The organism is Butyrivibrio sp. Su6 (assembly GCF_900108105.1).
Taxonomy (GTDB): Bacteria; Bacillota; Clostridia; order Lachnospirales; family Lachnospiraceae; genus Butyrivibrio.
The window spans coordinates 150,196-161,326 of sequence record NZ_FNUR01000010.1 but is presented as its reverse complement, the minus strand read 5'-3'; the positions used below and the strand labels follow the sequence as shown (position 1 = coordinate 161,326).

General features: G+C 37.3%; 8 protein-coding genes and 1 rRNA gene. 1 reads left to right on the top strand and 8 read right to left on the bottom strand.

The window, feature by feature from the left end; all coding sequences use genetic code 11:
• From C4S54_RS11750 to C4S54_RS11730, 5 genes are all read right to left on the bottom strand, one after another.
• Positions 1–446 (bottom strand): 16S ribosomal RNA (locus C4S54_RS11750); the annotation flags it as partial.
• Positions 447–735: 289 nt separating this feature from the next.
• Positions 736–2,430 carry a DUF4153 domain-containing protein gene (locus C4S54_RS11745; RefSeq protein WP_103869710.1) on the bottom strand — a complete coding sequence of 565 codons (1,695 nt, stop codon included), beginning with the start codon at positions 2,428–2,430 and terminating at the stop codon, positions 736–738.
• Between the two features lie 17 nt (positions 2,431–2,447).
• Entirely contained in the window at positions 2,448–3,623 is a 1,176-nt protein-coding gene (locus tag C4S54_RS11740; protein ID WP_103869709.1) for a cation diffusion facilitator family transporter, read from the bottom strand.
• A complete protein-coding gene (locus tag C4S54_RS11735; RefSeq protein WP_103869708.1) occupies positions 3,620–4,306 on the bottom strand; it encodes a thiamine diphosphokinase in 687 nt (228 codons plus the stop codon). Before C4S54_RS11735 ends, C4S54_RS11740 begins: the two co-directional genes overlap by 4 nt.
• Positions 4,303–5,661, bottom strand: coding sequence for a tetratricopeptide repeat protein (locus tag C4S54_RS11730; protein ID WP_160110757.1), 1,359 nt, complete (start codon positions 5,659–5,661; stop codon positions 4,303–4,305). Before C4S54_RS11730 ends, C4S54_RS11735 begins: the two co-directional genes overlap by 4 nt.
• A gap of 236 nt (positions 5,662–5,897) precedes the next feature.
• Here C4S54_RS11730 and C4S54_RS11725 point away from each other — a divergent pair, with 236 nt between their 5' ends.
• On the top strand, positions 5,898–6,542 hold the full coding sequence (locus C4S54_RS11725; protein ID WP_074887494.1) for an RpiB/LacA/LacB family sugar-phosphate isomerase: 645 nt from the start codon (positions 5,898–5,900) through the stop codon (positions 6,540–6,542).
• 138 nt (positions 6,543–6,680) lie between these two features.
• Here the strand turns inward: C4S54_RS11725 and C4S54_RS11720 are convergent, their stop codons facing one another.
• From C4S54_RS11720 to C4S54_RS11710, 3 genes are all read right to left on the bottom strand, one after another.
• The gene (locus C4S54_RS11720; protein ID WP_103869706.1) at positions 6,681–8,612 is read right to left on the bottom strand and encodes an alpha-L-arabinofuranosidase C-terminal domain-containing protein; all 1,932 of its coding nucleotides are present in this window, start codon (positions 8,610–8,612) and stop codon (positions 6,681–6,683) included.
• Positions 8,613–8,673: 61 nt separating this feature from the next.
• Positions 8,674–10,230, bottom strand: coding sequence for a DUF6020 family protein (locus tag C4S54_RS11715; protein ID WP_103869705.1), 1,557 nt, complete (start codon positions 10,228–10,230; stop codon positions 8,674–8,676).
• Positions 10,231–10,277: 47 nt separating this feature from the next.
• Positions 10,278–11,105 carry an HAD-IIA family hydrolase gene (locus C4S54_RS11710; RefSeq protein WP_103869704.1) on the bottom strand — a complete coding sequence of 276 codons (828 nt, stop codon included), beginning with the start codon at positions 11,103–11,105 and terminating at the stop codon, positions 10,278–10,280.
• Between the last annotated feature and the right edge of the window lie 26 nt (positions 11,106–11,131).

The window sequence follows — 11,131 nt, the reverse complement described above, 5'->3', positions numbered from 1 at the left end:
TACATACCGAAATACTTCTTCACTCACGCGGCGTCGCTGCATCAGAGTTTCCTCCATTGTGCAATATCCCCCACTGCTGCCTCCCGTAGGAGTTTGGGCCGTGTCTCAGTCCCAATGTGGCCGTCCGCCCTCTCAGGCCGGCTACAGATCGTCGCTTTGGTGGGCCGTTACCCCGCCAACTGGCTAATCTGACGCGGGCCCATCTCATACCACCGGAGTTTTTCACACTGTGTCATGCGACACTGTGCGCTTATGCGGTATTAACAGTCGTTTCCAGCTGTTATCCCCCAGTATGAGGCAGGTTGCCCACGCGTTACTCACCCGTCCGCCACTAAGAATATACAATCATCTGCCGAAGCTTCTGAAGCGTATATTCTCCGTTCGACTTGCATGTGTTAGGCACGCCGCCAGCGTTCATCCTGAGCCAGGATCGAACTCTCACGTTTAAAAGTTTGATCAGGCTAGAACTAAGCTTGGCTTTTGTTCTGTCCGTTATTTACTAAATCTTTGTTCTGAATAAATTCTCTTGAAATTTTTCAGGGTTGCATTACTGTTTATTTGTCAAGGTGCAGGAACTTGAAATCCGCTCCAGTGCTGCATTTGCAGTGCCTTGTGTTTCGCGGCTGCATCAGCAACGAATATAAATATATCACTGAGGTCCATAAGTGTCAACAACAATTTTCAATTTTTTTCAAAAAATTTATATTCGTATATCAATGCACCAGAAAGCGTTTGTTATTTCAGAACATATCCATGTATCTCAATATATTCTATCTTGTCTGGAACGCCATAATCACCGGTTATTTTAATGCTTGTTATTATAAGCTCACCACCAGTATCAAGTGGAACATTATTGGAAATCAGCTCAGTTTTCTTACTATAGTCTGTGTTTCCGGCCTTATCAAGTTTTAAAAGCTTTGAAGTAAGATCGCTGATATCTGCAGTTCCTAACAGTTTTCCATCTTTACTTTTTATCTCTAATGCATCAACCTCATCATCATAGAATTCACTATCTATGACATTAATCTCTTTATATCCCTCCACAATAATCTCGTTTAGATCCCTGCTTGCGTAGATATAAATATAATCCGACTCAGAATCATCCTCTTCTCCACTAGTCAAATCAGCAATCTGTTCCTGGGTATAATTCTTACTAAGATACTTAAGTCCCATATATCCACTTTCACTGTTTATAGTCTTATATGCTTCATATGCAGCCTTTTTCCCTAATTGATCGCCATTTGCAGCAGCTGCAAAGTACTTTTCCATCCGGCTTTTTTGAGACATAAGAATTACACTCTTATAATTAGTAACCGGAAACACAAGAACCAGGTATGTCATTGCTATGATCAAAAATATAAGACTAAATGTAATTTCTTTTGCCACAATATAGCTGACAATATACATGGCAAAATAAATAACTTCAAAAATAATCATAGCAAGGCCAAAATACCTTGATCTTGTAAAGCCATAATCTGTCACTCTCATATACAGGCACATTATCTGTAAGATGATAAATGGTATGAACAAAAATGGCATGAGCTTAATTGGCTTTAACATTTTTTCCTGGCAACATCCAGCAGCCATGGTCCATATCATAAGTCCGCAGCAAAACAAGGCTGTGAGAATTGAAAAGACCTGATTTTTCGGGAACTGCCATGTAAATACAATTTTGAATATATATAGGTAGATGATCAAAAAAGCAATCGCAAGAAGTCCTGTAAATATATAGCTCAAGACCACCTTTGAAAACTTTGAAAAGTCACCCTCGGTTTTAGAAATACCCATAAGTGCGCACGGGTAAGCAACAAGGCCCATTATCATTATTTCGCATCTCATAATAAGGTCGATAGATGATGTATCAACAATAAGCGTATCAAAAATTAAAAGCACCATCAAAACGCCCAATGCTATGATTCCATATATTAAAAGAGCTTTCATGAGGCCACAGAATGCTTTTGCCACATAAGTTTCAAAACACTCACCAGTTTTTTTATAGATAAAATAAACAGCAAATCCCATTGTTGTTACCAGATAGCATACAAAAACCTCAAAGGCTATTTCAGAAAACACGGCAGAATTTTCCAGCTTTTCCTGCAATCCAGCTTCAAATATCGTATTGACAGAAGAATAAAAAAACGAGACTATAGTCGTCAAAACAATAATGACTGCATAAAGAATAGTTTTTTTCTTTTCGGAATAATCCGGATAATGATAAATCGTCTCGCACAAAAGAATTCCTGGTGTAATTCCGTAAAAAAGCGTTTCCAAAAAAGGAATAACTGTTTTTAAAATATACGAATGGTTTATTCCATCTCCACGTATAGTCCAGAATACAGTTGCTAACAAAAATACTGAAATTGAAAACAAGTATTCCTTTATTACATCCACAAACTTTGCCTTGATTTTCTCAACCCACAAAATATTCATACACTCTCCTCAAAAGCTCAAATACCTTCTCTTTTTTCTTTATCTATAGTAATTTCACAGTCCATAACACCTTTTATCAAAGAATATCTTTTTAAATAGTCAATTATAAACGTATCAGATAACGCATAATCATATGGAACAACCACATCAAACTTAAGCGTCTTTTTATCTCCTTCACAATGGGTAATCCTAAAATCATGAAAAGAAAGTTTGGGATCAAGCTGAGAAAGTGCCTGACTTATTTTTTTCTTAAGCTCATCCGTTTCAGCATCCCCTTCGACAACCGGGTCCATATGTATAACTGCTATGCAATGGTACTTCTGATGAAGTTCATTTTCTATTGAATCTATCATGTCATGTACTGATATCAGATCCCTGTCAGATGGAACTTCCACATGCAAAGACATAAATATTCTTGTTGGTCCATAATTATGAATAGTTATGTCGTGAACCCCCAGCACTCCATCATATGAATTAACCGTTTCAGACACATCTCTTAAAAACTCTTTACTAGGCGGTTCACCAAGAAGGGGATTTATAGTGTCTTTTGCTGCATCCCATCCTGATTTAATAATAAGAACTGCAACTAAAACACCTGCAAATCCATCAATATTAAATTTGAAAAAGAAATTGATCAAAGCAGAAATAAAAACTATAGAAGTAGTTACCACATCTGAAATACTGTCGACAGCAACAGATTTTAAAGTAGCACTTCCAATCAGCTTAGAAGCTGAAAGATTGCTCTGAAACATAATGAGCTTTATAAGAATTGAGATAATAAGAATTACAGCGATATAATAATTAAAATCAACTTCACCAGGATTAAGGATCCTGTTCAAAGATTGTTGAAAAAGTTCCACACCGGTAAGTATTATAAGCAAAGACACTATAAGTCCTGCAATATATTCAAGTCTGCCATGGCCAAAAGGATGCTCTGCGTCAGCTTCCTGCCCGGAAAGCTTAAAGCCAATCAAAGTCACTATGGAAGAAGCGGCATCAGAAAGATTATTAAATGCATCGCCCAGGATTGAAATCGATCCACTGATAATTCCTGCCATAAGCTTTATGATAAAAAGAAAAATATTAAAGGCAATGCCCATGGCACCACTAATGATGCCATAGCGTTGCCTTACGCCCGGATCCTGAACCTGATCATAATTTTCAATTAGTCTTTTTGCTAAAAAACAAATCATATCTCATCAGAGAAATACACTGTGATAAGTAGAGTCCCCTCTTCTACAGTTATCTCTGCCTCCTCATCGATGATAAATTCATTGCTTACTCCAAGAGGGAAGTCATTAGTAAGTGTCCCTCTCTCCAAATTATACATCAGTCCTTTGATTGTAACACCTTTTGAGATGTCAGAAAGCGAAAACACTGATATATAGCCGCTATTGCCCCTATGGAATTTTACTGTTTCATTATGCGCCACCAAAAGCATCTTATCATGTTCCATGATATAGCCCTTAGCGCCATGTTTTCTTATAAAGTTTAGTGTCTGTATATTTGCGATCGTATGATCAACTCTTTTTCCGCCCAGAGCACCATATAAAAAGAATTTGCGATAGCCCTTCTCAAGTCCTATCTTAACTGCCATTATAGTGTCAGTGTCGTCTTTTTTTACATTAAGGCGCACAATCCTGTCAGGGTCATTTTCTTCTATTTCCATGAGATCTCTGATCGCCATTTCCCCCTGCTCGGAAAGGGAATCAAAATCACCGACAATAAGGTCTGGTAAAACACCCACATTCCTTGCATGCAGAAATCCTGCATCACATGCAATACAAAAATCTCCTTCTTCAAGATCAACCTCAACGGGATAAAAGTCTCCTGCTGAAATGATCACACATTTTCCATCTTTTATCTCACTTTTCATGCTTTTATCCTGGATTCGATAGTGTCTATATCCATAACCCACTCATTGGCACCGCCCCAGTCACCTACAATAGTTTCATCGATAGTGCCGTCTTCATAGGTAATAGTAGTATCTAATCTGTAATTCATCTTGGCAACCTTAGTTGAATTGCCGGAAGTAATATAGCTGTACAAATAGGTGACTGAATACTGAGTATGTGGATACAGATTATCATCTATAGCTGCAGGCTCATAAGAGATTGAAGCCCTCTGCACTCCGTCATCTTCAAAAAAGTTAGCCCAAAGAGTTATAACTCCTGAAGTTGATGGGTTCTCATCAAAATTAAAGAAGTGATAGCTCCATTTATCTTCTTTACAATTAAGTACTATACCCTCTCTGCTGATAGGCACATACGTCGTATTTTCAAGTGGAGTTTCCTGCTTGTTAAGGAATACATCCCTGAGTGAAATGTACTCATCGGAAACAACAAAATTACGCAGTTCATCTACATTTCCAACATCAAGTTGCTCAAAAATCCCTGAAAATACAGAAAGCACCTCTTGAGAATTATCCAGGCACTCTGTAAAACTATCAATCTCATCTGATGTTCCAAGCACCGATGTGACATCAGATATAAGAGTTTTATATTTCAGAACATCTTCCAAATTCAGTGAAAAAGAGCTGATGTTAGGAGTCACAAAAGATAAAATAACCTTCTTAAGTTCATCACTTGGCGCATTCTGATACACAGAAAGCATAGCCCTTATCATCTCTTCGTACTCAGAATAGCTTGAATTATCAGATCTGAACAAAGAATCTGCATCTTCTCCATAGCTTGATTCAAAGCATCTTTCTGATGCGGCGTCAAGAATCTTAAGTGCCTCTTCACTATTATTGTCATCAACAAGCACTGATAAAATGGCTTTTACTGTACCAAGATCTGCTTTTTCCTCATTCATGGCTGTAACAGATTCATTAAGAATAATTATATGATAATTATCCAAAAGAGCTTCGTTATTAGTGTTTTCCCAGCCTGAATAAAGAGTATCCTTGGCACTTTGTGAATCATCTATACTAAGATAAGCGCCTGCAAGATTGGCATATGCCTTAACAGATTTTGAATCGATATCAATAGCCTTAGTGTAGGACTCAATTGCCGCTTCATAATCTGCATTTTCTGTATATTTATCCCCTGCTGCTATTGCCTTGTTTACCTTTACAAATGGGAGATGCAAGTAAATGAAATATCCTCCTACCAGCAAAAGAGCTGTAGAAGCCGCTACAATAGCGATTTTCTTCATGTCTAATCTTTTTCTGCGACGTTTTTTATATTTATAGCCGGACAGATTACCGGCTTTACTTCTCTTGTAACTCAATTTAGTTCCTTCTCTTTCAAAAATTAAAAATTTATAAACTAAAAACAAGCAATAGTATAACATGAAAAATAATATATCTAAAGACAGCATTTATAACAAAATACTTTGACTAAAATATTGCAAAAATAATACAAAGATTTGAAATTCATAGACGCAATTATTTAATGCATTTAAAATAGAAGTATCGGGCAATAAACAAATAGTAAAACTATTGAAATAAAGAAAGGAATAAAAAAATGAAAATTGCACTTATCAATGAAAACAGCCAGGCTGCAAAGAATGAAATGATCTACAATTCATTAAAAAAAGTTGCTGACAAGCATGGTTTTGAAGTATTCAACTACGGAATGTACTCAGCTGAAGACAAAGCACAGCTGACATATGTTCAGAATGGTATCCTTGCATGTGTACTCCTTAACTCAGGTGCCGTTGACTATGTAGTAACAGGATGTGGAACAGGTGAAGGCGCTATGCTTGCATGCAACAGCTTCCCGGGAGTTATATGCGGACATGTAACCGATCCACTTGATGCATACACATTCGCACAGATCAATGATGGAAATGCCATCTCAATTAACTTTGCACTTAAGTCAGGTTGGGGCGCTGAGCTTAACCTTGAATACATCTTTGAGAAGCTTTTCTGCGAAGAAAGCGGTCAGGGATATCCTAGAGAAAGAGCTGTTCCAGAGCAGCGCAACAAGAGAATTCTTGATGAAGTAAAGAAGGTTACTTATGTTCAGGATGTGCCTTCCATCCTCAAGAATCTTGACCAAGAACTTGTAAAGGGCGCTCTTTCAGGTGAGCACTTCCTTGAGTACTTCGATGCAAACGCAAAAGACGAAAGCATCAAAGCAGCTGTTCACGAAATCCTCGGAAAGTAATTAGGGAATGGCTACGCGGAAGGTTTTGGAGTAAGGACGCAAATTCAAGTAAATAAAAGCCCTGATGAGCGATTTATCTTTCGCTCATCAGGGCTTTTATCAACTAAATTTGCTGTTCATCGCGATAACATCTTTGTTTCATAATACAATAACTGCAATAGAATTGGACACAGACTCATAAATACTGTCTATAGAAACTTTATTTGAAACCAGTGCAACTTTCTGTGGCTGCTCGATGCTGTTGCAGTCATCAACATTGCCTTTCATGGTATATAGTTGCAATTCTGGAATCATTCCATTAACTAAAGGCTTTCCATCAACCAATATCTTTGAAAGATCAATATCAACATCTTTTGCTCCGGCGTTGATTATCTTTACATATACGTGTTTATCATCCTTTGATGCAGTCACATATACTCTATCCTTCTCGAGGTCGTCAAAGTCTACATCTATAAGCTCTGTTCCTGTGAAGTTTGAATATATTTTCTGAACATAATAGCTTGGTGTTCCATAGGATGCACTAGCATCAAACCATATAAGATCCGGCTGCCACTGGGTATATCCAAGTCTGGCAAAAAGAGGTGCATATGAAGCCATAAGTACTACATCAGCGTTCTTTTCAAGTCCAGTCATGAATGCTGCTTCTGCAAGAGCTGCTCCAAAGCTGTTTCTCTTTTCAGGAGCCCTGTCAGGATTTATATGGCATGCGTATTCTCCGGCAAATACCTTTCTGTGCCTGTCATAATAATCGTACATATGAACATTATCATAGAGCCAGTTATCTGACACATAATAGTGCTCATCAACAGCGTAGCTGTAATCTGACTTTGCTTTCATTTTAGGTGAGAAGTTATCCCATGCCTCTCTATAGTGGTCAGATGTAACATCAGGACCTGCACTTCCGCAGCACTTTATCTCAGGGTATTTCTCATGAATAGCCTTTTCAAAGACATCGTACCTGTGGAAGAAGTCTATTTTCTTAGTTTCCCACTGTTCATTACCAATTCCAATAAACTTAAGGTTAAAGCTCTCCTCATGTCCCATCTGCGCCCTTAAAGCGCCCCACTTTGTGGTGGTGTCACCGTTTGCAAACTCAATAAGATCAAGAGCATCATTAACATATTCCATAAATTCAGGAGCAGAGCTGTCAATCAGCTGATCTGACTGATACTGACAGGCAAGACCAACATTCATTACAGGAAGTGGCTCGCAGCCAAGGTATTCACATAAAAGAAAATACTCATAAAATCCAATTCCAAGAGTCTGGTTATAATATGGGAAGTCGCCAAGATCTCTGTTTCCCTTATCATCATCATTTCCATGTACTGCCCATCTATTCCAGTTGGCTTTTCTTTCTTCAGATGGACCAACAGTCAGCTTCCACTGATATCTGTTTGAGAGTTCATTGCCCTCTACTACGCAGCCGCCGGGGAATCGCATAAATCCGGGCTTTAAGTCTTTTAAAAGTTCACACAGGTCTTTCCTGAAAAGTCCGAGAACTGCATCTTCAGGATACATTCTGAACTGATCAAATAAAACTTCTCCTTTTTCCTTGATAAGAACAACAAAAAGACCTCTTTCAATATCCTTTTTAGCTGTTATCTTTGTTTCATATTTTTTCCAATTATCTCCGGAAATAGTAATCTCCTCTGAGTGACACAGCTTTTTTCCGCCCTGTGAAAAGATATTTACAGTCACTGTCTTATTTTCTTTTACTTTTGCATAAAAGCTTACATTAGCGGACTTACCTGCTTCAAGGTAAATTCCATCATATGCCTTGTTTGAAAAACCTGCATTTTCTTCATTTGTCTTAACTACAAGGTAATGTGGATTAACCTCATTAAGTGACTCATTATCTGATACACTTATCTCTGACTTTCCAACAAACGGATACGCATTCCATCCATAGAGATAAGCCCCTTTCTGATAATAATTGCATTTATGGCCATGAGCCTCCAAAAATTCAAAACTGCGGTTTTCAAGCATTTCTGCGTGAAGTCCCCCATCAAGGCCATAATTTATATCCTCAAAAAACAGCCCAAACATTCCCTTGCTAATTGTCTTTCCCATACAAGCATTCCTCTCTATATCTATTTATTATATTTTATGCATAAAAAACTACATCAAAATCTTATTTTCTTATTTTAGCCGATATCATAGCAATTCCGTACAGCATAGGTAAGGAATAAGCAAAAGATAAAGCATAACGCCATTGAAAAGCGATTGGTGTTGAAGCAAGCAATGTAATCCAGCACAAAACTGCAGGCAAGCCCACTATTCCTATTTTTCTTCCATGTATTCTCATTAATGCAGCAACAAGCACCAAAATAACCCACGCCATAACCCCAGCACCAAAAAAGTAGCTTGAAGAACTATATATGTTCTCTATAAAGCCTTGTAAATCCGAGGACAAAACAGATTTAGGCACTATTCTTTCAGACTCCATCCAGTCATAATACATTTTCTGATCTGCAAATGCGCCAATATATGTATAACGCATTTTCAAAGTATTATTTGAAAACGACCAAAACCCATATGTAGTTCTTAAATATGCATCAACATATATCCCAAAATTATTTAAAAGAAGTTCTCCCCACACCTTTATAAACTGCAATTTGTTAGCATTCAAAAACTCACTATCCAGCTCAATTTCACCGTACTTTATAGGGTCTACATTATAGGGATCATAATTCTTTTTTATTTCTTCAACAGGAAGCATTTTGTCAATAAACGCATACTGCTCTTCATTTATCCTGCCATCATTACATACAGTTGCTGCAATCTGCTGTATAGGTATTCCTACAGCCTCTCTGAATTTATATGGTGCATGCGAAACTGTTTGAACTGCTTTTGTCATAACAAGAAGCAAAGCAACGAACAAAGCATATATAGCCACTTTTTTCCAATAACTTTTGTAAGAAATCATCAAGTAAAGCACCATCATAACGCAGATGATTGATCCATTACTTCTAAAGAAAAACAAAATCGAACAAGCACACAATTTGGCTATAAAGTATTTTTCACACAGCTTTTGTCCTTTGCTTTCCCAAAGTTCATACATAATAGGAATTATAAGTAAAGAACCCAGAGCAAATGGCACATCCTTGATCAGGGTAACCATATAAAGATTCAATATTGGACATAGTGCAAAAAAAGCGCAGATAATTAACAGCGGAATTTTATGTAATCCTTTTCTTTTAAGCCAGGTAACACAAACACTATATGAAAAAGAAACTGCAACAACCTGAAAAACGGCCAATATAATAAAAACTTCATTGTCCGCTCCGCCAAAAAACTTTACAATTTTCTCAAGTCCTCGCAATAAAGCGATATACATCCAGGGATGTTGTCCTGAAACTCCCATTCCCCCACGGATCATTACAATAGTGTCATTTGATAGAGTGGCCGGAAAATAGATTATTTGCGTCAAAATGCCAATCACTATATAAATCAAAAAGCATCTGATGCAAAAAGCCTTATCATTGATTTTTAAAGCACTACCTCCACTTTGATTATTTATCAATTTACTATTAACTAAGACCAATGCAGCAAATATACATAATCCAATAAGCAACAGAATAAAATTAAAATCTGCTCCACCGTCAGGCTTAAAGACACTTGTCAAAGCAACAGCAACAGCAAATAAAAAACCCAATATCATCATTGGAACATTAAAAACTTCTTTCATCTGAACCCCTCTTTTGTTTGCATTTTACATATACTTATATAGCACCTTTATAATTTCTTTCCCATTTCATATATAGACTCAAAAATAGCATCAGGCTTAACATCAGAATTATCGACGTCCGAAAGCTGGCATTCCCCTGTAAGAACCAGTATTCCTTTGGCTCCGTTTTTTACTCCCGTGGCTACATCAGTATAGAGTCTGTCGCCTACAAAAGCTATTTTTTCTCTAGAAACACCTGTTGCATCAACTATCATATCAACAGTTTCTTTGAATGGCTTACCGACAAATCTTGGCTCACATCCTGTTGAAAGCTCAATAGCCTTACAGATGGCTCCGCAATCAGGAATAAAGCCATTTGGCATAGGACAATTGATATCCAAATGAGTAGCCAGAAAAAGAGCTCCCTCCCTAATATAAGTACAGGCATTAGAGAGTTTTCTGAAATCCAGTGTTTTATCAAAACCAACCACCACAATATCCGGTCTTTTATCAAGATTATCAGGTTCAAGAGCATCCTCATTGTCGCGATTAAAAAGCTCGATCCCTGCTTCTAAAAAGCTTTCTTCCAGTGGCTTTGTTCCAAGCAGATATATGCTCTTACCGTAATAGTTGCTTTTCAAGAATCTTATCATCACATCACCGGATGTCATGATCTGATCTTTTTTTATAAAGCAATTCATACCGGCAAGTTTCTCTATGTATTTGTCTGAATTTGTAGATGAATTATTGGTAAAAAACATATATCTTTTACCGGCATTCTTTACCGCTTCTAAAAAATCCAAAGCTCCATCTATAATATTATTCCCCAGGTAAAATGTCCCATCCATATCAAGGACAAAAAGCTCTATATCTTTTAATATATCAGTCTCGTTCATATTATTCTCTCAGTTTTCACGCTGTT

What these genes read in the sequence shown, in the direction of transcription:
- C4S54_RS11720 (WP_103869706.1), bottom strand. Translation starts at nt 8,612, where the DNA reads ATGGGAAAGACAATTAGCAAGGGAATGTTTGGGCTGTTTTTTGAGGAT.
- C4S54_RS11745 (WP_103869710.1), bottom strand. Translation starts at nt 2,430, where the DNA reads ATGAATATTTTGTGGGTTGAGAAAATCAAGGCAAAGTTTGTGGATGTA.
- C4S54_RS11740 (WP_103869709.1), bottom strand. Translation starts at nt 3,623, where the DNA reads ATGATTTGTTTTTTAGCAAAAAGACTAATTGAAAATTATGATCAGGTT.
- C4S54_RS11715 (WP_103869705.1), bottom strand. Translation starts at nt 10,230, where the DNA reads ATGAAAGAAGTTTTTAATGTTCCAATGATGATATTGGGTTTTTTATTT.
- C4S54_RS11710 (WP_103869704.1), bottom strand. Translation starts at nt 11,105, where the DNA reads ATGAACGAGACTGATATATTAAAAGATATAGAGCTTTTTGTCCTTGAT.
- C4S54_RS11735 (WP_103869708.1), bottom strand. Translation starts at nt 4,306, where the DNA reads ATGAAAAGTGAGATAAAAGATGGAAAATGTGTGATCATTTCAGCAGGA.
- C4S54_RS11725 (WP_074887494.1), top strand. Translation starts at nt 5,898, where the DNA reads ATGAAAATTGCACTTATCAATGAAAACAGCCAGGCTGCAAAGAATGAA.